37 protein-coding genes and 1 tRNA gene are annotated in these 26,415 nt (G+C 50.1%); 16 read left to right on the forward strand and 22 right to left on the reverse strand.

All coding sequences use genetic code 11. The features are described from left to right. Positions 1-19: 19 nt before the first annotated feature. From MCB1EB_RS02145 to MCB1EB_RS02230, 18 genes are all read right to left on the reverse strand, one after another. Positions 20-415: a phage tail assembly chaperone gene (locus MCB1EB_RS02145; RefSeq protein WP_045363228.1), complete on the reverse strand. Its 396-nt coding sequence runs from the start codon at positions 413-415 to the stop codon at positions 20-22. Next, positions 412-852 carry a phage structural protein gene (locus MCB1EB_RS02150; protein WP_045363225.1) on the reverse strand — a complete coding sequence of 147 codons (441 nt, stop codon included), beginning with the start codon at positions 850-852 and terminating at the stop codon, positions 412-414. Before MCB1EB_RS02150 ends, MCB1EB_RS02145 begins: the two co-directional genes overlap by 4 nt. Before the next feature lie 5 nt (positions 853-857). After that, the gene (locus tag MCB1EB_RS02155; protein WP_126353831.1) at positions 858-2,381 is read right to left on the reverse strand and encodes a DUF3383 domain-containing protein; all 1,524 of its coding nucleotides are present in this window, start codon (positions 2,379-2,381) and stop codon (positions 858-860) included. A 17-nt stretch (positions 2,382-2,398) separates the two neighbouring features. Continuing rightward, entirely contained in the window at positions 2,399-2,926 is a 528-nt protein-coding gene (locus tag MCB1EB_RS02160) for a phage neck terminator protein (RefSeq protein WP_045363222.1), read from the reverse strand. Continuing rightward, positions 2,850-3,218 (reverse strand): hypothetical protein, encoded by a 369-nt coding sequence (locus tag MCB1EB_RS02165; protein ID WP_045363221.1) that lies wholly within the window; start codon positions 3,216-3,218, stop codon positions 2,850-2,852. Before MCB1EB_RS02165 ends, MCB1EB_RS02160 begins: the two co-directional genes overlap by 77 nt. Continuing rightward, positions 3,208-3,669, reverse strand: a complete 462-nt coding sequence (locus MCB1EB_RS02170) for a hypothetical protein (RefSeq protein WP_045363220.1) — start codon at positions 3,667-3,669, stop codon at positions 3,208-3,210. Before MCB1EB_RS02170 ends, MCB1EB_RS02165 begins: the two co-directional genes overlap by 11 nt. Positions 3,670-3,671: 2 nt before the next feature. Beyond that, positions 3,672-4,031, reverse strand: coding sequence for a DUF4054 domain-containing protein (locus MCB1EB_RS02175; RefSeq protein ID WP_045363219.1), 360 nt, complete (start codon positions 4,029-4,031; stop codon positions 3,672-3,674). A gap of 2 nt (positions 4,032-4,033) precedes the next feature. Further along, entirely contained in the window at positions 4,034-5,008 is a 975-nt protein-coding gene (locus MCB1EB_RS02180; RefSeq protein ID WP_052393815.1) for a DUF2184 domain-containing protein, read from the reverse strand. A 30-nt stretch (positions 5,009-5,038) separates the two neighbouring features. Next, positions 5,039-5,533 carry a structural cement protein Gp24 gene (locus MCB1EB_RS02185; protein ID WP_045363217.1) on the reverse strand — a complete coding sequence of 165 codons (495 nt, stop codon included), beginning with the start codon at positions 5,531-5,533 and terminating at the stop codon, positions 5,039-5,041. 27 nt (positions 5,534-5,560) lie between these two features. Further along, entirely contained in the window at positions 5,561-6,661 is a 1,101-nt protein-coding gene (locus MCB1EB_RS02190) for a DUF2213 domain-containing protein (RefSeq protein ID WP_126353833.1), read from the reverse strand. Continuing rightward, the gene (locus MCB1EB_RS02195; protein ID WP_126353834.1) at positions 6,658-7,491 is read right to left on the reverse strand and encodes a phage head morphogenesis protein; all 834 of its coding nucleotides are present in this window, start codon (positions 7,489-7,491) and stop codon (positions 6,658-6,660) included. The genes MCB1EB_RS02190 and MCB1EB_RS02195 overlap by 4 nt, the downstream gene beginning before the upstream one ends. Beyond that, the gene (locus tag MCB1EB_RS02200; protein WP_126353835.1) at positions 7,427-8,833 is read right to left on the reverse strand and encodes a DUF1073 domain-containing protein; all 1,407 of its coding nucleotides are present in this window, start codon (positions 8,831-8,833) and stop codon (positions 7,427-7,429) included. Before MCB1EB_RS02200 ends, MCB1EB_RS02195 begins: the two co-directional genes overlap by 65 nt. A 120-nt stretch (positions 8,834-8,953) precedes the next feature. Next, positions 8,954-10,489 (reverse strand): phage terminase large subunit, encoded by a 1,536-nt coding sequence (gene terL / locus MCB1EB_RS02205; protein WP_045363215.1) that lies wholly within the window; start codon positions 10,487-10,489, stop codon positions 8,954-8,956. Next, positions 10,440-10,910 (reverse strand): terminase small subunit-like protein, encoded by a 471-nt coding sequence (locus MCB1EB_RS02210; RefSeq protein WP_045365912.1) that lies wholly within the window; start codon positions 10,908-10,910, stop codon positions 10,440-10,442. The genes terL and MCB1EB_RS02210 overlap by 50 nt, the downstream gene beginning before the upstream one ends. Positions 10,911-11,078: 168 nt before the next feature. Further along, entirely contained in the window at positions 11,079-11,318 is a 240-nt protein-coding gene (locus MCB1EB_RS02215; protein WP_045363213.1) for a hypothetical protein, read from the reverse strand. Then, positions 11,315-11,719, reverse strand: a complete 405-nt coding sequence (locus tag MCB1EB_RS02220) for a hypothetical protein (protein ID WP_045363208.1) — start codon at positions 11,717-11,719, stop codon at positions 11,315-11,317. The genes MCB1EB_RS02215 and MCB1EB_RS02220 overlap by 4 nt, the downstream gene beginning before the upstream one ends. A 58-nt stretch (positions 11,720-11,777) precedes the next feature. Further along, positions 11,778-12,419 carry a DUF6475 domain-containing protein gene (locus MCB1EB_RS02225; protein ID WP_045363207.1) on the reverse strand — a complete coding sequence of 214 codons (642 nt, stop codon included), beginning with the start codon at positions 12,417-12,419 and terminating at the stop codon, positions 11,778-11,780. Then, positions 12,406-13,212, reverse strand: a complete 807-nt coding sequence (locus MCB1EB_RS02230) for a YdaU family protein (RefSeq protein WP_052393813.1) — start codon at positions 13,210-13,212, stop codon at positions 12,406-12,408. The genes MCB1EB_RS02225 and MCB1EB_RS02230 overlap by 14 nt, the downstream gene beginning before the upstream one ends. A gap of 299 nt (positions 13,213-13,511) precedes the next feature. Here MCB1EB_RS02230 and MCB1EB_RS02235 point away from each other — a divergent pair, with 299 nt between their 5' ends. Further along, positions 13,512-14,156 carry a DUF4145 domain-containing protein gene (locus tag MCB1EB_RS02235; RefSeq protein ID WP_081953513.1) on the forward strand — a complete coding sequence of 215 codons (645 nt, stop codon included), beginning with the start codon at positions 13,512-13,514 and terminating at the stop codon, positions 14,154-14,156. Positions 14,157-14,161: 5 nt separating this feature from the next. Here the strand turns inward: MCB1EB_RS02235 and MCB1EB_RS02240 are convergent, their stop codons facing one another. After that, positions 14,162-14,536 (reverse strand): hypothetical protein, encoded by a 375-nt coding sequence (locus MCB1EB_RS02240; protein WP_045363205.1) that lies wholly within the window; start codon positions 14,534-14,536, stop codon positions 14,162-14,164. A gap of 161 nt (positions 14,537-14,697) precedes the next feature. Between MCB1EB_RS02240 and MCB1EB_RS02245 the strand changes: the two genes are divergently transcribed. From MCB1EB_RS02245 to MCB1EB_RS02260, 3 genes are all read left to right on the forward strand, one after another. Continuing rightward, positions 14,698-14,943 (forward strand): hypothetical protein, encoded by a 246-nt coding sequence (locus MCB1EB_RS02245; RefSeq protein ID WP_045361967.1) that lies wholly within the window; start codon positions 14,698-14,700, stop codon positions 14,941-14,943. Between the two features lie 388 nt (positions 14,944-15,331). Further along, a complete protein-coding gene (locus MCB1EB_RS02255; protein WP_045363202.1) occupies positions 15,332-15,775 on the forward strand; it encodes a helix-turn-helix domain-containing protein in 444 nt (147 codons plus the stop codon). Continuing rightward, positions 15,744-16,001, forward strand: coding sequence for a hypothetical protein (locus MCB1EB_RS02260; RefSeq protein ID WP_045363201.1), 258 nt, complete (start codon positions 15,744-15,746; stop codon positions 15,999-16,001). Before MCB1EB_RS02255 ends, MCB1EB_RS02260 begins: the two co-directional genes overlap by 32 nt. 393 nt (positions 16,002-16,394) lie before the next feature. Here the strand turns inward: MCB1EB_RS02260 and MCB1EB_RS02265 are convergent, their stop codons facing one another. Beyond that, positions 16,395-16,748, reverse strand: a complete 354-nt coding sequence (locus tag MCB1EB_RS02265) for a CCDC90 family protein (RefSeq protein WP_045363199.1) — start codon at positions 16,746-16,748, stop codon at positions 16,395-16,397. Between the two features lie 102 nt (positions 16,749-16,850). Here MCB1EB_RS02265 and MCB1EB_RS02270 point away from each other — a divergent pair, with 102 nt between their 5' ends. The 9 genes from MCB1EB_RS02270 to MCB1EB_RS02305 are packed head-to-tail and all read left to right on the forward strand — an operon-like array spanning position 16,851 to position 24,321. Beyond that, on the forward strand, positions 16,851-17,162 hold the full coding sequence (locus MCB1EB_RS02270; RefSeq protein WP_045363198.1) for a hypothetical protein: 312 nt from the start codon (positions 16,851-16,853) through the stop codon (positions 17,160-17,162). A 48-nt stretch (positions 17,163-17,210) separates the two neighbouring features. Beyond that, positions 17,211-18,158, forward strand: a complete 948-nt coding sequence (locus tag MCB1EB_RS02275) for a bactofilin family protein (RefSeq protein ID WP_045363197.1) — start codon at positions 17,211-17,213, stop codon at positions 18,156-18,158. Continuing rightward, positions 18,155-18,289 carry a hypothetical protein gene (locus MCB1EB_RS12505; RefSeq protein ID WP_269471770.1) on the forward strand — a complete coding sequence of 45 codons (135 nt, stop codon included), beginning with the start codon at positions 18,155-18,157 and terminating at the stop codon, positions 18,287-18,289. Before MCB1EB_RS02275 ends, MCB1EB_RS12505 begins: the two co-directional genes overlap by 4 nt. Further along, positions 18,286-19,194 carry a YqaJ viral recombinase family nuclease gene (locus MCB1EB_RS02280; RefSeq protein WP_045363196.1) on the forward strand — a complete coding sequence of 303 codons (909 nt, stop codon included), beginning with the start codon at positions 18,286-18,288 and terminating at the stop codon, positions 19,192-19,194. Before MCB1EB_RS12505 ends, MCB1EB_RS02280 begins: the two co-directional genes overlap by 4 nt. 24 nt (positions 19,195-19,218) lie before the next feature. Beyond that, a complete protein-coding gene (locus tag MCB1EB_RS02285; protein WP_081953511.1) occupies positions 19,219-20,217 on the forward strand; it encodes a recombinase RecT in 999 nt (332 codons plus the stop codon). Between the two features lie 43 nt (positions 20,218-20,260). Next, positions 20,261-21,973, forward strand: coding sequence for an AAA family ATPase (locus tag MCB1EB_RS02290; RefSeq protein WP_045363195.1), 1,713 nt, complete (start codon positions 20,261-20,263; stop codon positions 21,971-21,973). A 27-nt stretch (positions 21,974-22,000) separates the two neighbouring features. After that, positions 22,001-22,627, forward strand: a complete 627-nt coding sequence (locus MCB1EB_RS02295; protein WP_045363194.1) for a hypothetical protein — start codon at positions 22,001-22,003, stop codon at positions 22,625-22,627. A gap of 40 nt (positions 22,628-22,667) precedes the next feature. After that, the gene (locus MCB1EB_RS02300) at positions 22,668-23,984 is read left to right on the forward strand and encodes a 2-hydroxycarboxylate transporter family protein (protein ID WP_045363193.1); all 1,317 of its coding nucleotides are present in this window, start codon (positions 22,668-22,670) and stop codon (positions 23,982-23,984) included. Between the two features lie 13 nt (positions 23,985-23,997). Further along, on the forward strand, positions 23,998-24,321 hold the full coding sequence (locus tag MCB1EB_RS02305) for a hypothetical protein (RefSeq protein ID WP_045363192.1): 324 nt from the start codon (positions 23,998-24,000) through the stop codon (positions 24,319-24,321). A gap of 14 nt (positions 24,322-24,335) precedes the next feature. Here MCB1EB_RS02305 and MCB1EB_RS02310 read toward each other — a convergent pair whose 3' ends face one another. Then, the gene (locus tag MCB1EB_RS02310; protein WP_126353837.1) at positions 24,336-24,530 is read right to left on the reverse strand and encodes a hypothetical protein; all 195 of its coding nucleotides are present in this window, start codon (positions 24,528-24,530) and stop codon (positions 24,336-24,338) included. A gap of 30 nt (positions 24,531-24,560) precedes the next feature. On the opposite strand from MCB1EB_RS02310, the gene MCB1EB_RS02315 reads away from it, so the two are divergent. The 3 genes from MCB1EB_RS02315 to MCB1EB_RS02325 are packed head-to-tail and all read left to right on the forward strand — an operon-like array spanning position 24,561 to position 26,163. Continuing rightward, on the forward strand, positions 24,561-24,863 hold the full coding sequence (locus MCB1EB_RS02315; protein WP_126353838.1) for a hypothetical protein: 303 nt from the start codon (positions 24,561-24,563) through the stop codon (positions 24,861-24,863). A gap of 9 nt (positions 24,864-24,872) precedes the next feature. Then, complete coding sequence (locus MCB1EB_RS02320) at positions 24,873-25,124, forward strand: DUF4224 domain-containing protein (protein WP_045363189.1); 252 nt, start codon at positions 24,873-24,875, stop codon at positions 25,122-25,124. 40 nt (positions 25,125-25,164) lie between these two features. After that, positions 25,165-26,163 carry a tyrosine-type recombinase/integrase gene (locus tag MCB1EB_RS02325; protein WP_232034136.1) on the forward strand — a complete coding sequence of 333 codons (999 nt, stop codon included), beginning with the start codon at positions 25,165-25,167 and terminating at the stop codon, positions 26,161-26,163. Between the two features lie 72 nt (positions 26,164-26,235). Here the strand turns inward: MCB1EB_RS02325 and MCB1EB_RS02330 are convergent. After that, positions 26,236-26,311, reverse strand: a tRNA-Asn gene (locus tag MCB1EB_RS02330). Between the last annotated feature and the right edge of the window lie 104 nt (positions 26,312-26,415).

Genomic DNA, 26,415 nt, shown 5'->3' on the forward strand with positions numbered 1-26,415 from the left:
AGCCAGATAAACCAATCAACTAGGTCTGAACCGGCGTAGGCATGAGGGCGCTTAGACTGTTCCAAGCGCCCCCTTTGAAAAAATCGGCGAATTGCACCTTACAGCCTTCCAGCAAAATGCGAATGAGGTGCGAGCGGTGTTGATTAAAATGCGTCTCAAGCTGATGCGCTAGCCGAAAGGGTTTATCTTGATTCGCTTGAACGGTCGTATGTTCGTAAATTAGCTGTTCGATTTCAGCCACTTGCGGGCTGCCTAAATGAGCTAAAAGCGTGCCGATTTCAAGATGGCTATCTTGAGAAACCTTAATCCCCTCAAGTAATTTACCGGCTTGCTTTAAAGCGGCCCAACCGGCCATCGCATTCGCAGGCGTCATGCGATAGGTGATGCTATCCAGTTCAAATTGATGCGGGTTCATGAGTGAGCCAATCCTTTTTCTAAAGTAATCGTGAGCTGTTCAAACACCAGCGTCCAGATCACGGCGTTATGGCCCATGCCTCGCGTATAGTCAGGGGACGTCGTGAAATAGCCGTTTAAGCCGCTGACTTTGTCATCATTCAATAAATCGACAATCGAAAGGGTTAAGGGAATAAATGTCTTGATGGCTGAGCGCTGTTGCTTAAATAAACGATCTAAATAATGGTTATCGGGGCTATGCTGTTTAATTTTAAGGGTCAGCGTGCCGGACTGGTCGGGATTCGCAATAAAAACACCAGTGCCATTGGCGCCCATCGTGTAGCTACCGGCATCAGCATTCAATTTAGCTTGAATTACATCGTTGCCGTCGCTCCAATCGGAGATTTTCACGCCATTAAGTAGAACCGAGACGTCGCGGGGACTAAAAGTAGTGCTCATAGGAATTAACGATCAAAATTAACAAGAATGTCAGCGGCATGAATCGCGCCGGCGAGTTTCAGCGCCACTTGAATCGGGGGCGCTTTACGGGCTTCGCGGTCGCTGCTGGAGAGGCGATCAACGGTATCGACCCAGACATAAAAGCCTTCTTCAAGCCGCTCGCCGGTGTGACAATGCCCAAACGGATCACCGCGCCACACCCCTGCGGCAAACGCGCCATTGCGCACGCCTTCGCGGCAGACGCTTTCAACGGCCGCTAAGAGCTGATGCGTGCCTGCATCCGTCAGCGGAATCTTGGTGGGACTCCGATGTAAGGTGGCGACGACTTCTTTTTGCACGGCATCGACGAACCAATCGAGGCTGTGCACCTCATCAAAGAAGCGCCCGCCTAATACCGTCCCTTCGGCGACCATCGCAGTTTCATCAAAGTAGGTGTAGTAATTGATCCCTAAGGCTTTGCATTGATTGGCTTCAGTGAGCGTTAACGGATGCGGGGTGACGCCAGGCAGTTGCTTGAACTTCATCGTGATCGTCGTGTTATTCCCAGCGAAGTTCACCGATAAAGCACGCGCGAGCCAGCTTAAGACCTCATGGGGATTATCTTTGTCATACAAAGCGACGACGCGTTCATTCTTCTGATCGGCCAACTGCTTAAATACATTTAAAAAACTGGGTTCTAGGTGCTGAGGGTTAGAAGTCGTCAACCCCAAAATCTTTTTATCGGCAGCGAGCACCCAATTGGCGACCTCTTTGATTTGGACATCAGTTAAGGGGTGAAGAATGTTAAGGGCATACCAGTGATTAAAGCGGGCCTCAAGCTGTGAGAGCGCTTCGGTGAGAGATTGTGCTTCAAGGGTGACGGCATCGGTGCCGGCGACTGAATAGGCATCCGCGCTATCCAATTTGAGTAGAGTGCCCAAATAAGAGGGCGAGCTACTTACCGTCAGCGGTTGCCCATCGCTGTTCATTAAACTTAATGTGCGACTTGCGCCGGCTTGATCCGCTTCGACGATGAAGCGCTGGCCCGTACTATCCCAACGCACGGTGAGTTTATCGGTGGAGGTTTTAGCGGTGATAAGAGTTGCAATCTCTTCATAAGAGCTGGCTGTAGAGAGATTGATTTTGGAGTAGTTTTTAAGGGAGGAACCGACCTTAATCGAGAAATAGCCGACAGAGACCGCTTTGAGCTGCTCTAACGTCGCGGTCATCGGTCCGCCATAGAGTTTAGAGTGAGTGGCCGCTAACGTGCGCTTAATACGGACCCAGCGGGAAACCACCAAGCGTTTCGGGCGTGGAGTTTGGGCAAAGAATAGGCGGGCAGCCTGAGCGGTGACACTATGGCTGCCAAACGCTTGTTCAACGCTGTTGGCATTCGCATATTCAGCATAGAGCGTATGGGCATCATTAAACACCTGACCGGCTTCGGGGGTCATCAGATTCAACACACCAAAATCCCGTCGGCTGGGGGCGAGGGGTTGGACGTTGAGTTGAACATTCACAATTTCGCTGAGGGGCAGCGAGGTGGGCATATTAATTCTCCAAAAATTTAAGCAAGAGGGGCTGAGGCTATTTCGTGTGTTTCGGTATGCGTGGTGAATCGCGCGTGCTCAATGCGGTTTAAATCGATTTCAACGCAATCAGAATGTGAAAAAGTGGCATCAAACTGAGCGCGTTCTTCGGTTCCTGCGCCAACGATGGTTGTTAAATCGCGTAACGGCGAAAGAGTGACTAAACCGGCGTTGAGGCGATTGCGCATCATGGCTTGCGTCGAGCTGGCCTGTAACAGCGTCATGAGCGTTTGCATGAGTGCATAAGCGTTGTTGCCAAAGGCTTCAACCGATACGATGGTAAGCCGTGCGGTGCTTAAACGCTCTATTTCACGTGCGCCATCAAACTCTTGTCGGGTGGTGCCGATTTCAACGGAAGTCAGCACAGAAACGATCACACAGGGTTCAGCGCCAGTCGGTCCAGCCTGATAGCTTGGTCGTACAGCGCCACTAGGTAACGACAAAACCTCGCGTAGTAGGCTGCGCAGTGCCTTCATGTCGAACTGCTGTTGCGTCGTAGTAGCCATAGTGAGCAAAATTAGAGAGCTGAGTTAAGCGCCAGCGATGATTTTGATGCAGCGCAATATCACCTTCTACTAAAGGGTCTTGGCTCAAAATCCGAATGGCGGGCAAATAGCGCTCGCCTTCAGGAAGCTTTAAAAGATCGTCCTGACCGGCGGGATAGACAATCGCGGTGACCTCGAGCATGTAATAGCGTTCTAACCACTCGCCATGATCGGGATGATGCTGACCATGGCGGCGGGAAAGGGTAATGCGTTGCGTCAACTCGCTTTCATCAAAGAGTGCCTTAAGATTCATTGATATCTCGCACGATAGAAGTGATTGACTGGTGCAGTTGACCAATATCAATGAGCGGCTGGCTGGATTTTTTACGCTGAATCGTCGTAGTCTTTAAAGGTGTATGCGCGCCATGGCGGATTTCATGCTGGACATCGCTTGCTGCCTTAAGGCCAACCGCCTGATAGGCCTGTTCAGCCGATTGCCGCTGCTTCACCGACTTGCGCATCTGTGTGGCGAGTGCCTCGGTATAGACCTGCTTATTTCGAATCAACGTCGATCTTAAAAAGGGCCGTGCGGGAATGCCTTTGTTGGGTGCGCCAAATTCATGCACGGCAGCGATTTGCGCGTTACTGAAACGGGCCTTTTGATCCTTGCGTGACGCGGTTTTAGCAATGACGCCGACACAGATTTCTTTCTGACCCAACGCTTTGATTCGATTGAGCAGCCCATCGAGTTTAGAAAAGTTCATCTTCACACCACCAGAGCGCCAAAGCTCACCTGCTTGCGCAAGCTAAGGTACTGTTGGCCGTAGCTGGTGCTTGCCAGCCACGCATCTTGCGCATCGAGTGCAGTAGGTGGGGCATAGCTAAGCTGAACCTCGCCCGCTTTACGAGACGTCACGGCATGAATCGGAGCCGTTTCGCCTTTATCGAACTTCTGCTGCAGGGTCCAAAAGTGCGCGACCAATAGACAGGCCCCCCGCGGATAAAACGCGCCCCAGCGATCGATATTAAAGAAGGGGCGCGTATCGTTAATCAACAGTTGAAGCTGCGCCTCCTCCACGGCATCGAGCACAGGAAAGCGCGCTTTAACGTCAGCAGGGGTGATCACGATTAAATCCCATCGATATACAAAGCCGATTTCGGATAACGGAATTCAACACCGGAGTATTTGTATTCGCCGTTGATAAGTAATTCCAATCCGCGTTGCTCAGGCGTATGGAACATCAGAGGCATCGGGATATGAAAGGCGAGATTGACTTTATCTTTCTCGTAAACCATCATCCGAGTGCCTTGATTTTGGCCCGCCCGATCTAGATCAAGACCGCCTCTAAAATCGATGTCGATATTCCTTTCGGCTTTGGCGATATTATTCTCGCGCACGTACTGCAAAATGGTTTTATCCGATCCTTTGCTGCGCGGCGTGCTGGCAAGAAGAGAATAGTGAGAGCCAGGCAAAATGATTGTATTGGCGGTGCTATTGCGTCGGGTCTGAATCCAAACCTGGGAAATAGCATCGTTAATATCTTTTAAAATTTGCTCAGGCGTGGCGGCAGACCAACCCCCGGTACCGGCTTGCGCTTGTGGGACAACAGGCGAATTGAATAAGCCCGTGAGTTCTTCCTCACCAAACAGGCCGATTTGGTTTAAGTGGGCGCGATACGCATAGAAAGCGGTTTCTGCCCGATCTTGATCCAGGGCAAGATTCAATTTGGCGGCTTTGCGGAGTTCGTCAAAGGTATAGGAATAGCCAATCGCTGCGGAGATGACGGGGATGGTTTTTTCGCTATACCAGACATCGACGCGAGGAATATCACCGCCTTTACCGCTATGACGTTTGCCTTGACCGGCAAAATCTTTCATGCGATAGGTAATGGAAGTGGCCCATTGGCCGGCAGAGGTTGAGATCGGTAGCAGCGCTTCATAATCCAGAGGGGCGCGCTTTTTTTGGTAAATCTGTGTTTCAACGGATTCCAATTGTCCGGTTAAGAAAGCCAGCGCTTGAGTCGAATCGTGGATAAAACTGGAATCTTGGAAAAGAGAGGTGCGGCCAAGGGCATAGGCCAAGTGTGTATTGGTATTAGACATGGTGTTGTAAAAAGAAAGTGAATGGAAGGCTTATTCCGCCTGGGTGGACACGCTGGAGGTGGCGGGCCTAGAGGGGAGGAGGTTAATCCGCACGCGCGCAATCGCTCCGGCCGCGGCTTGCGTTTCCCATAGAGCGCTAGGCACTGGAATCGTGCCGCCCGTAGAGAGTGCGCCAGTCGCATCGGTCGTCACCGCGTCACCTGGACTGACAGGATCTTTGGGGATCGCCCATAGCCGTCCAATTTCCATGACGGGTATGGTGGCTTTGGGCGCATAGCTGACGTTACCGCTTTTATCCGCTTGCATCGTAGCGTGGCGCACGCTTAAACCGATGATGTGACAACCCGTAGAAGGCAACACCGCTGTATCTACGTCAGCACCTGCGGCGACTGCTAAACCAAAGTCAATTTCAGCAGTGCCCGCATTACGGCGGTTCACAATACTGTTGGGGCCATTATCGGCTTCAAGTCCAGGGATACCCCGCTCGAGCTGTGCATCGCCATAGTCGGCGAGTTGAATCGACATAAAAAAACTCCTGATTGAATAAAAAAGTTAAGCGGTGTGGGTGGTTTCTAGCCCTTGGATGTATTTTGTGCGGGCGGCCTTTGAATCTAACGGTGTGCTATCGGTGTTCATTTGCGTGTTCAGCGCATCCAGCACAGGATCACGGCGTGGGGTGCTTTGAGGCAGAGCGCTTAACACCTTAAAAGCCCGTTGAATCATGGCCTCGTCGGCACTATCGAGCGTATGCTCTGCTAACAGCGCATCGACCACAGGTTTGTGCTTCGGATAAAGCTGCTTAACCACTTCGTGCCGGATTGCATGACAACTTTTATCGGTCGTCGTGATAGACGGCATCAACTGCTTAGCATCGGTCACGGTTTCAGCCCAATCGGCAATCCAGGCATCGCGCACGGCAGGCGTGGTTTCTTTCTGGCGTAGGGTATGGTTTTCGGTTTCGAGCTTTTGGATGGTTTGGGTCAGTGCATCCATTTGATTTTGTATCTTGCCGCAGTCATGGCAGGGCGTCGGGGCTGTTTCAACAGTAGCTGCTGCGTCAGTGCTTTGCGTCGTGGTTTGATCGGGTGTGTCAGACATAAGGGGTTCTCCATGAGAGTTAGAATCTTCAATGCGGCAGGTGGGCCCGCAACGAGGGGTGCGCGTGAGTGCGATATGGTTGACGCGAATACTTTTCTGGATGCCGTCATAGGGCTGCCCATCTGGGGTCACGCCAGAGATCATCTCTTTGTTGGATTGATAACCGGCGGAAAGGCCCACCTTGCCGCTTTCAATGAGGGCAATGGTGCTTTTGTCCTGCACCACTAAATCACCGACCACGTAGCCCTCTTGTTGCCGGATATTGCGCACAAAGCCCAGCGCGAGATGCCGCCAGTTATCGGCTGTGACAAAGAAAGAGGGTGGATGGTCGTTGGTGAGCGGCGCGCCTTCATAAGAAGCCAGAGAGTCGGGCGCAAAGACTTCTTCAGGCGGGCGATAAATATTGAGAATGCGCATCGGATCGCCCGATTTTTCAGCGTATTCGACGGCGCGATAGGGCTGAATCCCACAACGTGCGAGCTTGGCGGGCGCAATTAAAAAACCCTCTGGCGTGTATCTTCGCTCAGAGGGCAAGCTATCTAAAATTTCGGTCATGTTAAGTCGATAATGGGTAAGGCGACACAGCGGCAAGCAATATCGTGACCTGGGTGGCCGGACTCGGGTGGGGTCTCCCACTTAAACCGTTTGCCATCGTTATCCGCGTGACTGTCTCGTACGCGTTCATCGCCACTGGTTTGCCATTCGTATTCGGTAATGCCCAATGCGGTTTGACGGGCTTGGGCAATCGCCGCATGGGTTTTAGCGGTTTGATCACGGGCAATCAGGCGCGCACGCTTTTCGGTGGCACCGGTCAATTTCTTAATGTCTTTAGCGAGTTCGGTATAGCGCCGTCCTTCCAAGACTCCGGTTAAAACGGAAGTGCGCAGTTGCTCAAAATAGCGCTGTGAAATCGACCGGATCAAGTGCACATTCGTTGCCATAGCTAACTGCAAGGGTGCATTGAGCGTTGGAACATTCAGTAATGGGGCGATATCGATGCCAAAGGCATAGCGAATACTGCCAATCAGCGCCGTGCGGTTGTCTTCATCGACCTGCTTGACCATGCGTTGCGCCCAACGGTGTGCGTGGGCAATCAACGCTAGAAAGGCTCGAGACACACGCTCTAACGCGGCTTGAATCCGTTGAACCAGCGATTCTGATAACGCATCCTGCGTATAGCCGTCCTCTGGTTCTTTCAAGATCGGCAAAATCTCTTCTTTAACGCGCTGATGCATCTGTTTCACCAGGCTCAACAACTGATTGCGGTAAGCGACTTCGGCTCGACGGTTGAGTTTTGCTGATCGTAGTACGCGAGGGCGCTTAGACTGGCGTTTTGTCGTGTGTTTGAGGTGTGCCTTGATCAGGGCGGGTAGCGTCAGGTTCATCCGGTGTGTCTAATTCTTGCGCGAGTGCTTGCGCTTCGTCTAAATCTTCATCGGTAATCGCATAGGTATCATTGGCTTTGAGGCGTTTGAGGCTATGCGCTTCGTGAATCACCCCTTGCATCAGATAAATTTGATCGGTCTCGGCGCGGATTTTTTCAGCGTTGGCGCGTTCCGCTTCACACAATTGCCAGAGCGGATTAAATTCGATCACGAGGTCTTTGAGGGGGTGACCCAGCTCAGACATCGCCATAACATCGTAAATCTTTTCGACTTGAGGACGTAAGATGTTTTCTTGCTTGGCTTTGAGCGCATCGTAGTAGTTGCGAATATCGCTTTCCCCCGTGGCGCTCAGGCCGGTAGGAGATTGCCCAAGCAAACGGGTTGCCGGAATGTCTGCCGCACCTGAAATACGTTGTAAAAACATCGTGGCGACTTCGCTGACTCCGCCAAAGTTGATAGTTTTTTGCTGATAGTCATCGGCGCTATCGAGCAGCATCATCCGGTTAAAAGATTTGGCCGTATTGGTGACCTCAAAGCGCTTTTGGACTTCGCGTGTGCCTTCATCGCTATTCAGCTTGTTCGTGAGTCCATCAATTTTTAAGATATCGACGCACATTTCAAAGAACATGCTGGCGGTGCCGCTGGCGACCGTATCGCCGCGTTGTAGCTCGTCGTAAAGAGCTTGCAGTACGCTATCGTGCCAAAAGCCTTGCTGCTTTAAATCACTGACCGGTACCAGCGCGCCATCGGAGAAGATGAGGCGGCTGGCATGAATGATTTGCTGTGTCTCGGCAACGCGATAATACTCAGGTCGCCAATATTCGGGGCGGTTTAAGTCAACCAGGCAAGGTTGCTTATCTACTGTGAGTTGGTGTTGATCCAGAACGAGAAAGCCCTGTAGCGCCCCACGGCGGATACGTTTAATTTCTAACGGCGTCTCGGGGTCCTCACCCGCTAAGCTCATGTAGAGCGCCGAGCCGCCAAAGAGTCGGCCCCATTTCAAATTATTCGTGAGCAGCGTCACCAGCTTAAAGCGCTTTTCGGCGGCTTCTAGTTTGTCTTTACTGTTTTCATCTTTGGTCTCGAGGCTTAGCCATTCACGCGTCATATCCTCAGCCGGCGCATCGATGATTTTGCGCGCCAGCCAATTTGAGCGATACATCGTGGCGAGTTCGCTGCGGCTAATCGTTTTGCGAAACGCATAATGGTTATACGCCATCTTGTCGCGGCTATTCATCAGGCCTGCGACGAGATTGGTGAGGCTATCTTGGGTGATGTCCGTTGGCTGGACTGCCAAGGTGGGTATTGCTTGCACCCCTTTATTTTTATGTTTTTTTGACAAAATTTAACCTAAATAGTGAATTCGGGTAAAATAAGAATCGGGCGTTTGGTACTCCCTTCATTGGATTGATCTCCAGTGGCCCGCTAGGGATACTGAGCGCCCACCTTCCTAAACTTCCCTCTAAGTCCATCCCGACCAATCCGAGCTTTTCGCTAAACAATCGGTAATTGCATCAATCATCGGATCAATCTGGTCATCGTGTGCGTGCGTATTATTGGCCGTGAAGGCCTCGCATTCGGCAATAAAGTCTTTCACCCAAGGCGCTGTTTTGGGGAGCGCAATACGTCCTGACTCAATGTAAGCCAGCACGCCCATGATGCGGGTGAGCTTATCGGTACCGCGAGGAATGCCTTTAACGGGGATATGGCCGTCTTCCTGAATGTCTTGAATCAGGCCTGTGCCTGAGGATTTATCCTCGACGAGCAGTTGCGCTAAGGGTGCGCTGGTCTTATGGTCATAGGCCTTGTGCCTATTCCAAAAGGCAATCGCACGACGCTTGAGTTCAGGCGCAGGCCATTTGCCGCGGATGAGATCCAGCAGATAGAGTCGGTTATCTTCTCCCAAGCCCCACAGCTGAAACACGCTGTAATCGTTGTGCTCCGCGGTCTTTTGTGCGGTATCGGCATACATTTTGCGTAGGCGAATGCGGGGCGGTATTTCGTAATACGAAAACCATTCACTTTTGATTAAATCACCGCCGAGTGCGCGGGGTTGCTGCTGGTACTGGCTCGTGAACACGTAGCGATCCGCTTGCTCGAGCGCGCATAAATCGTTAAGCGGCTCTTTATAGGGCCAGTAGCTAAACCGCCCATGTTCGTCTCGTAGCGAGGTATCTATCCTGTCTCGATAGCCAGAGGGTAAAGCGGCCACATACGTATCATCCAACAACGCCGGAATCGAAACGAAGGTCCAGTCGCCAGGCACTTTGCCCATTTGGATAAAGCCAGTTGGGTCTTCTTGGGCTAAACGCTGCATGATGACAACAATCGGTGTATCCGGCTGCGCCTTACGGCTTTTAACGGTAGATACGAGCTTACGATTTGCTTTGTCACGGGCGGCTTTGCTATACGCATCCTCGACTTTAAGCGGATCATCAATGATGAGCGCGCCTTGCCAGCCTGGAGCCATATGACCCGCTCTAAAACCGGTAATCTGACCACCTAATGAGACCGCATAGACGCCCCCAGCTTTCTTACCATCGAGCAGCACATTCCAGCGCTTTTTACTCTTTGCATCCTGAGCAATCGCGAGCGGCCACAGCGCTTGATATTCCTCGCTACGGATAATTTCTCGCGCCATTTCAGAATTGAGTAAGGCCAGATCGTCAGAATACGAAATATGCAAAAAGCGCGCTCTGGGATTCAGCGCTAAGCCCCGTGCGATCAAGTTAATCGCCACCAGCTCAGTCTTGGAAGAGCCTGGCGGCACATTAATCACAACATTCTTCAACTCGCCATCGATGACTTTCTGCACCGTATCGGCAATCAACGCATGGTGCCAGTTCAGATGAAACGGAATGCCCTGGCGGTGTTTAAAGAAATACCGCGTAAAAAATAGGTGACTTTGCTCACATTTGGCCTTAGCGACCGCCCGAAGCACCTCGGGATCAATAGCTTTCCTCAAGGTGGGCGACGGTGGCTTTGACTTGGGCTTCATCGACGATAGTGATTTTTTGTTCAATCGGGCCATCGTTTGCGCCGCTGATATTTTGCTGGATGCGGTCGCCATATTTCTTGGGCGCTAATTGACCGGCAAGCCATTTACGGGCATCGACGCGGAGCTTGGAGCGTTGCACGGCTTCGTGGCGCACGCGTTCATTGCCTTGCTCGTCGACTTGCATATCCTGAGTAGAGTCATCGGCAATATCCAGAACCTCATCGGCGAGCGTGTCGGCTTGAACTTCGCGTGCGCGCGTGTATTGGTCTCGAAATGACTCAGATTGCGTGAGCCATCGATACACAGTCGCTTGATAGGGCATCTCCTTTTGCGCGCATATGGAGCGCAAACTTTGACCGACCATCAAGCGTTCACAGATTTTTGTTGCTAGAGCAATCGTGTATTTGCTGGGTCGAGCCATCGTCAGAGGTAAAAGCAAACAGGCATAAAAAAAGCAGCTTTTAGGCTGCCTGAGGCTGAAAATCATTGGGAAAAACACCTGCAAAAACCCACTCAAAAAAGCGGCTGAATTTTTAGGACGGTTTTTCCCACCGCCATTGTCGTGGTTTTTGTCGCGGTTTGCAAAAGTTCATGTCGTGGTTTTCCATCGATAAAGCGTATAGCCTCCGTTGCCTGCCCGCGAAGGTATTTTAAATATTCTTCCCATCTCGGTGAGCGTATCTAAAACGCGTAATACCCCTCGATGGGTAGCACAGCGCTCTTTCTTACTTTTTGGATTCGGATTAGCGTGCCGCACGATTTCAATCATTTTAAAATTCCGTTCAGGATAAGCACTCATCAGTTCCATAATCTCCCGCGCATATTTCATCCAAAAGCCCTTTCGATGCGAAAGCATCCGCTCCGTAAAATCGTCTCATAATTGGCTAGCGACATTTTTAATTGGCGCGCCGCCCCCGTTCTGCCATAGCGAGCACGACCGGACTCCCAAGGGTGAATATATTCTGCTTTCATGACGTGTTGCTCCTGTTTCAGCATCGCAACATAAGCCCGCTGCACAATCTCGGCATTCGGGACGTAGGGTGGAGGCAGAGATGTTTCGGCCTCGCCTAGATCACTTGGCGCACGATAGTAACGCTCAGCCGAAGCGCACTGCGTCGGTGGCAGAGGATGCGGCCAGGGGCCAGACCAGCACCAGCGAACCCAATTTTGTATTTCGTGCTCGACCCATTCAGGCACTTCTTTCCATGAAGCTTTTTGTTTAATCCGCATTTTTAGCTTAAATCTACTGTACGATGTTTGTGGGATTGTTTTGGCTTGGCGTTCTGTATCACGCAGCCTCCTGATGACATGCGATTTGCAGCTCTTTTGGATGCAGTTGGGTAAATCCAATCAAAGGTTTATGGGTGCCAAGTTGCATGACGCGCTGCGCCATGGCAGCACTGCCGACTAACAACGGTGGTGCAACTTTAAATCCAAGTTGTTGATTCGTCATTTCTGCGATGCCAATCAACACGGGCGGATAGTCTGGCACTTCGCTGCGCATCCGGTATCCGCGGTAACGATTCACAAACTCATTGCGTACAAACGGCCAGTTCTCCTCATGCTTCGTGCTGAGTTGAACCCAGCCGCCCATTTCGGAAAGCACGCGATGAATAAGCGGGTCGTCGAAAACAATACTTGGGTACGGACCTTTTTCACGCATGGTCCGATCCACTTTGCTCCAAGCAGTCAACGCAGCATCTTGCGTAGAGCCTTGCAGCATCTTGTGAATATCGGCGATTTTGGGCATGAACTGGCCCGTATCGGGATTGTTCACATGCCGGTTGAGCGCTTCGCGTACAGCGGCGAGGTCATACGCTTGCAAGCCTTGCCAGTACAGCGCCACCAGAGCGGGGGACAAATCCCGTCCGTACATCGCCATAATCGCTTGCAGCATCTGGCCGAAAGCCGCAAAATCACAGGATTGCATCAGCGCTCTCCCCAAAAATCAGCGCCTTGGCCTCAAGGCAGGCTTGGGCATTACGCGCTTCCAACATCGCCTGCCGGTTGAACCCGTGCGCTTCATGGCGCTTGAGGTCAAACAGCCCTTTCCAGCCGTTCACGATGCTCTGGTTGAGCACGGCGCTTGGGTCATGGCCGTTGTCTCGAAGTCGCGAAAGCTCGGCTATCGCTCGCACTTGGGCCACTTCGCTCATCGGTGCTTTCAGCCGCTTTCGATGCTCGGTAAAGGCCAACCAGTCCTCTTTCGCCAGCCAGTCTGGCAACGTCACCGCCGGCTTTTCGCGTGTCCGAGGGGTTGAAGGGGATTTATCCCCTTCTTTCTTCGAAGAAGAAGGTGAATATGAATGTGATTGTGAAGGGCATTCATCAAGCATTGCACTGGCATTGCTGCAAGCATTGCTTGTAGCATCTTCAAAGGATTGCTTGGACCATCGTTTAGTCGCTGCTTTGCGAGCGCGCTCCGTATGCTTGACTGAATTTCTAGCGACTCGCTCCAATTCGGTATCAATGCGCTTGTGACGCCATTCGTCGTGACCAACTTGGAATAGTCTGGACAACGCGCCACGCTGTTTTTTCCAATGCGATAGAGAAAGGCGTGTGATATTTGCAAGCGCAGCATCATCATCCGGCAGTGCACCATTGCGCCAGTAATCCATGATTAGCAGCAGGTAAGCCCCGTGCTGTTCAGTGGTTAGCCGCGTTGTGTCCGCCAGATAATCGGCAATATAAAGCGGCATCCAGATATTGGGTTTTTGGCTCATTCGCAAGCTTTATGTGCAGATGCGCATGCCACCACTGAGCGATCTTGCAAAGCAGGGTCTTTGCGCCAGTCGGCGGGGTAGAATTGGAAGGATGGACGTTTCATTTTTAAGAAACTTCCTAAGCGGTTTTACAAAATCTTGAGTGCAGCATTACCAGCTTTGCGATAAGCGCAAACATGAAAATATCTTTATCGTCTGCTTTTTGATATGCTTCATTAATAAGAGAAACGGATTGTGAGGATGATTTCCTCAGTAGCGATTCTAGTACTTCATCGTAAGTCACTACTTCATTTATATACATGTCAAATATCATCTATGATTGTCCCCATTGCGGAACTCAAAAGGTTTATTTCAAAGTTTTTTACTCAAAGCAGCACTTAAAAAAAACGGACATTTATAATGCGCTTGCTGAATGCGGCTCTTGCTACGAACCAATTGCATTGGTTATAAATTGGGTTGTTCCATACCCTAAAAAAGACCTCCCGCATGAATACTTTGATGCCATATGCACTGCCAATAATTTTTTCGGATTGAAAGTCTTTCCAGCTCCTCCAGCGACAAATGCTCCTGACCACGTTCCCGATGATGTCAAACGCTGTTTCGAACAAGCGGCAAAGAGTCGAAATGCAGGTCTTTTTGATGCGGCAGGCATGATGTATAGAAAAACACTTGAAATAGCGTTGAAGGGCTTCGCTCCCGAAATAGTCGCTTGGCGCCTTGACACTCGTATCGATAAACTGGCGAAAGAAGGGCAGATTACGCCAGCTCTGAGAGATTGGGCTCACGAGATTCGGACGTTGGGTAATGATGTGGTGCATAACGCTATCGAGGTGACGCAAGCAGAAGCAAATCAGTTGCATATGTTTTGTACAATGTTATTAATGTATTTGTTCACGGTGCCAGAAGAAATTGCACTTAATAGAAAAAAGTCAGAAAGTAATTAAGCATTTCATGTCAACCCAGCTTGTTTTATAAGTTGATGAAACTGACCAAACATGGTCGTTAGTTGAGCTAAAGCGGCACTTTGTTTTGCTGATTTGTCGGATAAGAACTTTTCAGCTAAGTAATAAATTGGAGTTAGATCCTTTGTTGTTTCGATATAGCGTTCAAGCCTATCAATAGAAAAATGTCGTGATGAGTCCTCACTGAGCTGTACTGAAAGGTTGCTGGGGGCGAGATCAAGATCAATAGCGATACGAGTCAGTCCACGCTGATAAACGCCAGTCGCAACGCACTCGCGCAAAGACCTATACCGCTCCACCAACCCAGCCTCAAAATCTAGCGTAAGCTGGCTTGAATTGTGTTTGATAACGGTTGATATCATGTTTTATCACTCGTTATCAAAGGCAGCGAAGACAATTCTCCGAAAGGGCATTGATTCGCTTGGCACCATCTGTGCCAGCCTTTCAGGCCATACACGGATGACATTGGTGCACTTTTCATGTTTTCCATTCACTATTTCCTCAACTCATCATAAAAATACATATGATTGAAAATGAAATTAAGCTTGGCTCATTAGTATTAGAGCCGCAAAATAATAGAGTCCTTGCCAAGGCAGCTTTTGAACGTATGAATTCTGGAGTTCGAGAAAGAATCTCGGCCGAAGTCTTGCTCCCCGTTCACGGTAAAACTTTGGAAGCCATTCAAGAGCAGTTTTTTCGGCATACATCCAAATTGCTCGAAGAGTTTTGGTTTGCGAATGATCCTCAGAAGTTTTGGAGGCCGGCTTGATCTTCTTTTTCTGAACACTGCAGAAGTCGCATGCCCATTCGGTAATAGTTTTTTCGATATGCATTTAAGTCGTTTCTAGGCTGGATTCGAAAAGACAGGTTGTAGTTTGTTTGACGATGACTGATAGATTCTCATCCGTAAAAACATCTGGTCGTGCGAGGCGCAAAAATTGCAGGCGTGATTTTGGAATACCGTGTTTGCGCCACTCGGATACGGCGGGTGCGCTCACCTCGCAAATGCGAGCGGCCTCAGATGTACCGCCCAGGCGATTAATTACAAGGTTCGGATCTAAATGCATGTCAGTTCGTTTAATGATCTGAAATATATTTAAGCATACTTAACTCAATATTGCAAGCATGCTGAAGTGCACTCGTATTAAGCTTTCTTAATGAACTGGAATCAAAGAATCGCTAAAGTCCGCGAAGAAGTGGGCATGACGAAAGCGCAGTTAGCTCGCGCTGTCGGGGTCAGGCCCGCATCTGTCACTCAGTGGGAAAATGGAGACACTAAGAATCTGGATGCAGGTAACTGCATTCTCATTTGTGAAAGTCTTGGCATTAGACCTAAGTGGCTAGTATTTGGACACGGACCCAAATATCAAACAACAGAAAAAAATATACGTAGTGCTATCACCTTGCTTGAATCATTGCCGGATTTGGAAGTAGAACGGGCAATTAATGTGCTTCGATCCGTATTTAATGAGTTACCTATTAGGGAGGTCCCATCCTCGCTTTCTCCAAAATCTGTAGAGGCAAAATACTTTCCTTCTATCGACAATGAACAGGAGAAGGGACAAAAAAATGGGCGCAATTTTAAATCTGGTACCTCTTGATAAAAAGAAGGCAAAAGAAGTCGAAGAAGCGTTGCGAGATCTTTTAAATTTGGTTCAGCAGGGCGCAATAAACGGCCTAATATTTCAGTTTCGAACACACAACGGCGAGCATTTTCATGGCCTCGCTGGTCACTATCGCAAAAATCTTGTTGAAGCTATTGGCTCTTTAGGCTGCTTGAAAATGCGCCTCATCCAAGTCGCAGAGAGCACTATTAAACGGTCATAGCATCAGTTTTTCAGTGGCATGTAGTAAGCATGCTGCACATTTTTCTTGACTTTGAAATTAAGTATGCTTAATATTGATTTAAGCATACTTAAATAAAGGAGTGGCGATGAGTCGATTGCCTCTATATCAAATTAGAGATTATGGCCTGGAGAAAAAGAGAATTTTTGCTCAATCCGGTGAAAAGACGAACAGGCAACTACCGATAAGTAGAGCGAGAGTAGATGTCATGAGGCCAAAGGCAGAGCTTTTACGGAGGTATGCCCCTGTCAAGAAAGCCCCCATTGTCATCATTACAGCGCCAATTGCAGCGGGTGTACTCATGCGTCAAGCTATAGCATCAGATATTCAGAAGAGTATTCAGGGAATAGTTTGTCAAAACAATGATGGTGAAAGTCAGAAAAATGTTTTGACAAGAAGCCCGAAGATACCGGTAGCAATTAAACCTAACATCCATTTCACAGAAGACATTTCAGCGCCTATGACGATGAATTTGGCATCCATGTCTTTTCGTAAGTCACTTATCTCATGGCGCACATTACTTATTTCATGGCGCAAGCCCGTTTCGAGTTTTTCTAAATCATTTCTTACGGAAGATTCATATTCCCGCAGATCCGCTTTGGTTGCTAACTCTGCTGCTTCATGTGAGTTTCTTACGGCCATAGAAAAAGCTTTCGCTTGCGCCTCTGGCACGCCAGCATCTTTAAGCGTCTCAACAAACTGCAATGTATCGAATGCAACTGCACCCATAGCTAGTACCTCCTGTCTCCAAATTCTAGCACAAGATTTTCTTTGTGATGGTTATACCAGAAAAGCTGCAAACGAGGGCGAATACGGCCCATGGAGCGTGGCATGAACGTGAACGAACTGATGCATAAGGTCGAAGCCCACTACGACCGATTACAGGCACGCTCAGAAGCTGCCGACAAGGATTACTGCGCGCTGGCTAACGCAGTTGAAGAAAAAATGATTTTAGAAGATCTACTAGAAGCCATAGTGGATCTACCCGATGAGGTTAAAAAGCAAGCGCTATGCGATGCGGCTCAGGGGCGGACCACCCTCTTGCTTGCTGAAACCTACGATCGCCTTTTGCAAGCGCAGACAGATGAGGCGCTGCAAAGAGCGACAGAGTACGCACGATATTTGCCTTTGTACGAAAGCTAAAGCGATCCAAAAACGCCATCGATTCTAACCTTCGTAAAGGAGAACGTTATGTCAGGAACATTTATAGAGCCAAAGAAATATGAGTTAGTCCTTGATGATTTTATCGAGGAGTCAGGCCATAGACTCTTCCGAATCCGAGCCTTGATTAATTTTGGAAAGGTCAAGGCAGGCGATCTTGGGGGGTATATCGAGCAAGAAGAAAATTTATGTCACTTAGGTTCTTGCTGGGTATACGAGAGTGCGCGAGTTTTAGAGAATGCCCAAGTATTTGGTCACGCCTGGGTATTGGGCAACGCCTGTGTATTAGGAGAAGGGCGGGTATCGGGCCATGCTCAGATAGCAGGCGACGCACAAATATCGGGTAACGCCCGAGTATTAGGCAACGCACACGTATTAGGCCAATCCTGGGTATTAGAGAATGCCCAAGTATTGGGCAATGCCTGGATATCGGGCAACGCCTGTGTATCAGGCCACGCACATGTAATGGACCAATCGTGGATATCAGAGAATGCCCAAGTATCGGGCAATGCGTGGATATCAGGTAACGCCTGTGTATCAGGTAACACCCAAGTATTGGGCAGCGCCTATGTATTGGAAAATGCTTGTGTATCAGGCGACGTGCAAGTCTCGGGCCGTGCCCAGATAGCTGGCAGTGCGCATATATCGGGCCGCGCCTGTGTATCGGGCAACGCAGAAGTATGGGGTAAGGTAGAGGTATCAGGCTGTGCCCATTTATCAAGCAATGCAAGAGTATGTAGCAATAAGGATTTTTTTAATTTTTTCGATTTTTATGACATTGCTTTGACCGCCTATCGCACGCAAAGCGGCGGGATTGAGCTGACGCATCATTCTTTTAGCGGCACGCCCGAAATTTTCCTTAAAAGAGTTGCTCACCAGTATGGCGATGAGGATGTTACTCAGGAATATCAACGGTTGATCGAACGCGCGCAACGGCGCTTGCAGGCTAATAACTCTTTACAAGAGGCCGCCGCATGAAACGCCCTGACAACGCGTTGCTACGCGCGGCGATACGGGCAAACCGCATCGAAGTTCTCATCAAAGCCAGCGTAGGGACGTTCTTACTCGCTCTATGCCTGGGTGCAGCCATTTTACTGGAGATCAAATGAACCCATCCATGCGTAAAGCATTCCTGGCTGCCCGTCGGACCGGCATTGGCGGTTCTGACATCGGGGCCATCCTGGGCATTAGCCCTTTCAGCACAGCGGTTGATGTGTATTTGGCTAAGACGGAGCCGCCCCCCGCGGATGAGCCGACTGAATACCTTTACTGGGGACATGCGGTGGAGCCGATCATCATCCAGCGCTTTTCAGAGGAGCACGGCATTGAGATTATTCAGCCGGACACGATTGCGCGCCACCCTGAGCACGAATGGATGGTTGCGAACCTAGATGGAATGATCCCCGGCGAGCGCCCCGGCGTGCTGGAAATCAAGAACGTCAATACATTTAGCGCTAAAGCATGGGGTTTAGAAGGGAGTGACGACGTGCCGCTGACATACGTCGCGCAAGTCGCATGGTACATGGCAGTGAAAAATTATGACTATGCAGTGATTGCGGCGCTGTTTGGCGGCAATGAGTATCGGGAATTTCGTATTGAGCGAGATCACGAGTTAGAAGCGATCCTAATTGATGCGGGTCGGGAATTTTGGTTCAAGCACGTCCTACCCCAAATTGCGCCGGAGGCGAAGACATTAAGCGATGTAGCGAGTTTATTCAAGCGTGACGATGGGCGCGTGCTTGAAGCCGATGATGCGTTGTTGGATTTATACACGCAGTTAAAAAGCGCCAAAGCTCAGGCTAAGCATGTTGTAGGGAACATCGAACTTCTCGAAACCAAGATTAAGGCTCGCATGGGCGAATCCGCAACGCTGCGCTACCAAGGCCAGCCTCTGGCGACGTGGAAAACCCAGGCTTCGCAGCGTGTGGATATCAAAGCCTTCGAGCAAGCTCATCCTGAGCTTTGCCAACAATTTCGCAAAACCAGCGAATCTCGCACATTTTGCCTGAAGTAACCCACTGTATTGAGGAGAAAAAACATGAGTGTTCAAGCGTTAAAAGCGGCCGCCACTGGCGAACCGGCATTGACCAAGGTGATGAAACCTAGGGAAAGGATTGCCCATTTGCTGAAATCTAGGCAAGGAGAGATCGCCAAGATGCTGCCCAAGCATCTAAACGCAGAGCGCCTACTGAAGGTGGCGCAGATCGCGGCGATCACCACTCCGGCGTTGTCTGAATGTGACATTCCGAGCCTGGTGAGCGCGATCGGTCAGTGCGCGCAGATGGGACTGGAGCCGAATACCGTGCTCGGTCACGCTTATCTGGTGCCGTTCAACGTTAAGCGAAGGGGGAGTTGGGTGAAGTCCGTGCAAGTGATGATCGGCTACAAAGGCCTGATCGATCTTGCGCGCCGTTCCGGTCAGATTGTAAGTATTGCGGCGCATGAGGTCTGCGAGAAGGACCAGTTCGAGCTGGTGTATGGCTTGGATGAGAAATTGAATCATACGCCCGCCTTGGGTGAGCGCGGCGAAATCATCGGCTTTTATGCGGTAGCGAAGTTGAAGGATGGCGGCCACTGCTTTGAGTTCATGAGTCGAATGCAGGTCGAGGCGATCCAGGCTGCTGCGGACAAGAAAAACAAGTACCCGTCGAAGGTCTGGCTCGAGCACTTCACTGAGATGGGGCGCAAGACGGTGATTCGACGTTTAGCGAAGTATTTGCCGCTATCGATCGAGTTTCAAACGGCGGCGGCCTTGGATGGTATGGCTGAGGCAGGCAAGGACCAACACTTAGACACGATCGACGGCGAATTTACGGTATTTGCCGAGGATGCCCCTTACGGTGAGGATGAAAACGGTGTGGCGGAAAGCGGCGAAACTTCAGAGGCTCCAGAACGGGGTGAAAACACTGTCCCCGATGCTCACTGGATACCCAATGCGGAAGAAGAAGCAAAAATCCGTGCGCACGAGATGGAAGAAGCCTATGGAGAGGCTGCGCCTCGTAAAAGTTATGAACGGGTGATGAGCGGCATTGAATAACCCACCCTACGTTGAAGAGTTTTAATCCTGAACAGGAGATTGTATGAAGTTATCACGCTTGAGCATCAAGAATTTTCTGGGCGTGCGCGAGGCCGATAAGCCGCTCACGCATCCCGTCACATTGTTTGCGGGAAAGAATGGGGCGGGTAAATCGAGCCTGCAAGAAGCGGTACGTATGGCGCTCACCGGTGAAACCGTGCGTGTGGGTCTTAAAAAAGAGTGCGGCCAACTGGTGACCGAAGGCGCTGAAGTGGGTTTTGTTGAAGTTGAGATTGACCATAAAATTCGCGCCGCACTCCGCTTACCGGCGGGTAAAACCACGCTAACAGAGAACTATGTCTTGCCCAGAGCGCTGCCGCATGTGCTGGATGCGCAACATTTTACGCGACTTGGATGCAATGAGCGTCGCACCTTTTTATTTAGTTTGATGGGTCTGAATGCGGGTCGTGCTGAGGTGCAAAGACGGCTGTTGGAAAAAGGGTGTGATGCGCAAAAAGTGGAAGTGCTGATGCCGCTATTCCGTTCAGGCTTTGATGCAGCGCACGAATGGGCGAAGGACAAGGCACGCGATGAAAAAGCAGTGTGGCGCACGCTCACAGGGGAAGCCTACGGCGACAATAAAGCGGCCACGTGGCAGGCCAAAAAGCCAGAGTTTGAGCGTACAGCATCGGCTGATTTGCCCCACCGGTTATCTGCCCTCGATGCTGAACTGGCCGAAACCCATCAACATCTGGGTGGATTGCAGGCGGATCACAAGCGGTATGCCGACTCTGCGCAGCGGCTCGCTGAATGGCGTGAGAAAGGTAGCCGTCATACGTATATTGCCGACACACTCGCCCGCGATCAAGCAGAACTGAAAGAGTGGGAAACAAAAGTGGCGACGCTCAAAGCGTTGAATTTTGCGAAAAATGCACTGCCTTGCCCAAACTGCGACACGCTGTTGGCGCTGAAGGATGGGGGGCTGCATGCGGTGCCGTTTGCAGAGGGCGTAGAGGAGAACCTTGGCCGATTGCCAGAATACGAAGCGGCGGTGTACCGGTTAAAGCAAGCGGTTGCTAACGAGGCGCGAGCGTTAGCGGATGCTGAGGCAGCCATGAAAGCGATGGCTGAATTAGAGCTAGCCCTTGGCGAGAAGCCAGACGAAACAGTCATTCATGCTGTGCGCGAGCAACTCGAAAAACTCAAAAACGACCGCAGCACCCTAGCAGAAAAAAGGGCGGCTTATCAAGAGGCCGAGCGTCAGGTGACGCAAGCAGATGAGCGTACTGCCAAGGCTCTGTCTGCGCACGAATCGGTGCGGGCGTGGAGTGCGATTGCCGATGCGTTGGCCCCTAAGGGTATCCCAGGGGAAATGCTTGCCGAAGCTTTGACGCCGCTCAATGAGCGTTTGGAAGACTCGGCTGCGATCACAGAATGGACGCAGGTTGTGGTGACAAAGGATATGCACGTGCAAGCGGGTGGCCGTTCGTATGCGCTGTTGTCTGAATCGGAGAAGTGGCGAGCGGATGCAATGTTGGCGGAAGCAATCTCTTATCTGTCCAAAATCAAACTAGTGGTGTTGGACCGGTTTGACGTATTGGATTTGAAAGGCCGTGAAGAGTTATTGACTTGGCTAGATAGTCTGGCCCAAGGCGGAGAGATCGATACCGCGCTGATTTTTGGCACGCTTAAAGCGTTGCCTCAGAGTTTTTCTCAAAACATAGCGACGCACTGGCTGGAAAAAGGGGTGATTGTCGAATTCAAAGAAGCGGCTTGAGTCAAGTCCACACAAATAAGGAAAGGTATGTATCAGTTAAATATAGAAGCCGCGAGGCTAGCGGAACAGCGCAGCAGTCGTATCACAGTGCCAGGGGAGTATGTGGGTCAGTTTATGCAAGCGGTAGAGGTGACGAGTCCGCATAAAACTCGGGGTATCGAGTTGGTGTTTGAAACGGAGAACAAGGCGAGGGCATATTTTACGTTGTGGACGTTGGATATAGATAAAAAAGAGCTGTATGCCTATCGGTATCTGAATGCGCTGATGGTGTGTTTGGGGCTTGAAAAGTTGGAATCGGGGCCAGGGGCGATCAGGAAGTGGGATGAGGAAGCGAGTGGAATGGTGACTAAGTCTGTCCAGGTTTTTAAAGCGCTATTGGATAAAGAAATTGGGGTGCTGTTGGACACCGAAGAATATGAAAAGCGGGATGGCGGAATTGGAATCAGGGTAGCGCCGGTGGGATTTTTCTGCACAAGCACGAAGCGAATGGCCTCAGAGATCTTGGACCAAACAAGAGAAGCGGAGCAACTGAAGGAATTATCGAAAATGCTCAAGCATCGCCCGCTTAAAAAAAGCAACATTCCATTCAGTCGTGAGTCATGTGCGACGGCCCCGAGTCCGTTGAGCGATATAGACGACGATATTTTATTTTAAAGCTGTCACACAGGCTCGATGAGCACTTGGAGGCTGAATCATGCAAACCCTATTTCATTATGCCAAACGTTTAAGAAACTGGCTCAGTTCAATACCCACCCGAATTGGGATGGTTCCGTTACCGGTGTTTGGACTGATGTGGTTATGTTTACTGAGCTTTATCGCGTTGGGTGAGATGCCAGGAGAACTCTCGGTGATGTTGGCGGTGGTGGCGGTATTGGGATTTAGCTGCGCCGAGATCGGTAAACAGATACCGGTTCTGCGGTACTTGGGCGGCCCCGTGATGGTGACCGTGCTCTTGCCGTCGTACTGCGTGTATAGCGAGCTCATGCCGATGGAGCTGGAAAGCTCGATACGGGAATTTTGGGAGAACACGAATATCCTGTATCTGTTTACGGCTGCGGTGGTGGTGGGCGGTATTTTGAGTATGGAACGGAGTCTTTTGATTAAAGGTTTCGTGAAGCTCTTTGTGCCACTTGTTGCGGGTTCTATCGCTGCGGCAATCGTGGGTACCCTGACGGGGATGGCGCTAGGCCTAAGCGCACACCACACCTTCTTCTTTATCGTGATTCCGATCATGGCGGGTGGCCTGGGTGAGGGGGCGATTCCGTTGACCCTAGGCTATGCGGCGATTTTACAGACGTCCCAGCCAGAGTTGTTTGCCCAAGTGATGCCGCCAATCGTGCTGGGCAATTTGATGGCCGTGGCGTGTGCAGGGGTACTGCATCGACTGGGGCAGCTTAACTCTGACCTGAGTCAACGGGGTCAAAAGCTGTCCGTCGGACACTTAAAAAACCGACCCACCGACTCAACGCCCACCGCTTTGATGGAGTCGCTGGCCTCAGTGGGAATGTTGGCTCTAAGCCTGTATATGGTAGGGGTTTTGGTGCATCAGTTAACTGGCTGGCCCGCGCCGTTGGTGATGCTGGGCTTGGCGGTCCTGATCAAACTCACGATGACGCTTTCACCCCGACTGGAAGAAGGGGCGTATCTGATGTACCACTTTTTTTCTCAAGCGGCGGCGTATCCGATTCTGTTTGGAATGGGGTTAACCCTGACGCCATGGCAAGCCCTGGTTAGCGTTTTAACGCCGGTTTATTTAATCCCGATCTTTGTGACGGTGCTGACCCTCGCTCTGGCAGGTTTAATTGTCGGGCGCTGGATGGGTTTGAATCCAATTGAAAGCGCAATCATCAATGTTTGCCATAGCGGGATGGGCAGCGTGGGGGATATGGCGATTCTGACCTCAGCCCATCGGATGCATCTGATGCCGTTTGCTCAGTTGGCAACGCGTATGGGTGGAGCGCTCACGATAGTGATTGCGCTGATGATGTTTAGCTTTTACCAAAACTTATGAAAGGAAAGTGATCATGAAGAGTGAAAAAAATGTAAAGCTCTACAGCTATGCGGTGTTGGACTACGACGAACAATTTGAAGATGGATATTTTTTTGAATCGATGCTGGATGAAGGCGCGGTTGAAGGCTTAGTCCAAGCCGCAGCGGAGCATCTTGATTCGGAGTGTATTTGGGGGGCGGCTAGCGGAGAGGGAGAAATTCTCATGGAAGTGTTTAAAGCAGATGGGGTAAGCCTAGGCGTCTTTGAGGTTCATAAAAGACTGACTGCTAGTTTCAATATTTACCCAAAAAATAAAAGCGTAGATTCAACGAGCCAGGCTGGGAGTTCACATGGGTGATATGGGTGAAATATTCAATGCGATAAGGGATCATAAGAAGGCGCTGAGGGCGAAGTATGGGGTTCCTTGTCTGCGCTGCGCAGAGGTACGTCCCCGTGCACCCGCATCGATTTTGCTGCCCCAACATCGCTGCCGTGTGGATGGTTATGTTGATCCACGCCCAAGCCTGACGGACGAACAATGGAATGACGTATGAAACCTGGCTTCATGCAAATGCCAACCGCTGGCAATGAAGCACCATGAATGAATGGAGAAAAGAGATGACGACGTATAAATATATTGTGGATGAACGTTGGGGATTTGAAGATGCGGATTGTTTCGAGTCAAATTGGGGTGAAGAGGATGCCGAGTATGTAGCCAGAGAGGTGGCAGGGAATTATTACTCAGAAAGTGAGGGAACTTGGGAATGGAATGAATCTATTTCAATTCAAATCTTCAAAGAGGATGGGACAAGCCTCGGAGTATTTGAGGTGGGATACGATTTGGAACCTCAATTTTGGGTTTTTGAAGAAAAGCCGGCTCAACGCTCTAGCCCATGCTGAGGAGTGGAAATGAGTGAGGTATTTTTGACCGAAGAGCAAGTAGATGAATTCACAGGGATTAAGCGAGGGCATACTCGTCGTCTTTGCAAAAAGCCTACAAAACTCACCAAATACCAACGCCAGGCAGAGTTTTTAAGTGAAAAAGGAATCGCATTTTTTCTCAATGCGCGTGATCGACCTATTGTAACCCGCGCTTTTATAGAAGGGCGTCCCGAGCCTATTAAACCTGCTGCAATTTGGCGGCCTAGCGTCCTTATCTAAAAGACGAAATATGGGACGTAGGCCGACTAAGAATCTTAATTTGCCACCGCACATGCGTATTAAACGTACTAGTAGTGGCAAAGTGTATTACTACTATGATATGGGCGGTACGCCGCGCCGCTGGAAACCACTCGGCCATAATTTTATCGAAGCGTTGCGCCTATATACAGAACACGAACCATCCTGTACTGCCGCAGCAAAAGTAACCTTGCATTTTCGAGATGTTGCGCAACGCTACAGCCAAGAAATTATCCCAGCTAAAGCGCCGCGTACACAAAAAGATAATTTCCAAGAACTCGCTTCGTTGTATCGATTTTTTGATAACCCTCCAGCAGAGTTAGATGAGATTCGTCCTTTGCATATCCGTCAGTATTTAGATTGGCGAAAAGATGCTAAAACACGAGCTAATCGGGAAGTCGCGCTTTTAAGTCATATTTTTAATAAGGCGAGAGAGTGGGGACTAACGGACCAACCCAATCCATGTGTTGGCATCAAAAAGCATACAGAAAAAGGTCGCGATAACTATATAAGCGATAAAGCTTATCGTGCAGTATGGTTTGCAGCAGATCAACCATTGCGTGATGCAATGGACCTGGCATATCTAACAGGGCAACGCCCCGCGGATGTGCTGAAATTAGAGGAGCGAGATATACAAGAGGGCGTACTTGTTATTAAGCAAAATAAAACTGGAGCGCAAGTTCGCATTGAAATTATCGGAGAGCTTGCCACTACGTTAGCGCGAATTAGGCGTCGCAAACAAAGCTTACGGATTGTACCCATGCAACTTTTAATTAACGAGAACGGTCAACCATTGAGCTACGATACCTTACGCTTCAGATTTAATCGAGCGCGTGAGGCTGCTGGGATCGATAAAGCAAGTTTTCAATTCAGAGATTTGCGCGCTAAAGCAGGGACAGATATAGAAGTGGGAAGCGGTGGAAATATTCGGGAGGCACAGGCCCTATTAGGCCATAGTAACGCATCGATGACAGAGCATTATGTACGCAAACGGGGGAGAACTGTTAAACCTACAAAATAGATTTTTGTAGAACAAGCCGTATTTTGTAGAACAAATAAAAAAGGCCTACATCGCTGTAGACCTTTTAGAATCTGGCTCCCCGACCAGGGCTCGAACCTGGGACCTGCGGATTAACAGTCCGTCGCTCTACCGACTGAGCTATCGGGGAATAAAGAACCCGCTATTCTATTGATGGGTTCAGAAATTGTCAACTAAAATCGTGTGCGTTAAATGTCGTAAGCGTAACTATAGCCTGATGCTTCGCAATACGCT

The sequence above is a fragment of the Mycoavidus cysteinexigens genome (assembly GCF_003966915.1).
GTDB lineage: Bacteria > Pseudomonadota > Gammaproteobacteria > Burkholderiales > Burkholderiaceae > Mycoavidus > Mycoavidus cysteinexigens.